Consider the following 354-nt stretch of genomic DNA (forward strand, 5'->3'; position numbering starts at 1 on the left):
CGCCAGGCGCGCGGGCGCCCCCGCGGCGGGGGCCAGGAGGCTCTGGGAGGCGCTGCTGGCCTCGTCGCGCTCGGGGAGGCGGCTGCCGGCCGGCGAGGACGTCGCGGTCCGGATACTCGCCCGGGAGATAGCCTCCCTCGACGCCGACATCGAGGAGCTCGACTCGCTCGTGGCCGACTCGCTGGCGGGCGACGAGGTCTACGAGTGCCTCCTCACGGTGCCCGGGATCGGCCCCAAGACCGCCGCGGCGCTGGTGACGTCGATCGACATATCCGCGTTCAGGGGGCACGACGAGCTCGCGAGCTAATGCGGCGTGGCGCCGTCCGACAGGCGCTCCGGGAGCAGCGTCAGGTC

The 354-nt window shown here is 74.6% G+C and carries 1 protein-coding gene; it reads left to right on the forward strand.

Annotated elements, in window-relative coordinates:
• Positions 1–307 (forward strand): helix-hairpin-helix domain-containing protein (locus DWX25_RS07995; RefSeq protein WP_233514245.1); only part of this gene is annotated, 307 nt, incomplete at its 5' end.
• Positions 308–354 lie beyond the last annotated feature (47 nt).

Source organism: Collinsella sp. AF18-8LB (genome assembly GCF_003459795.1).
In the GTDB taxonomy this organism is placed as follows: Bacteria; Actinomycetota; Coriobacteriia; order Coriobacteriales; family Coriobacteriaceae; genus Collinsella.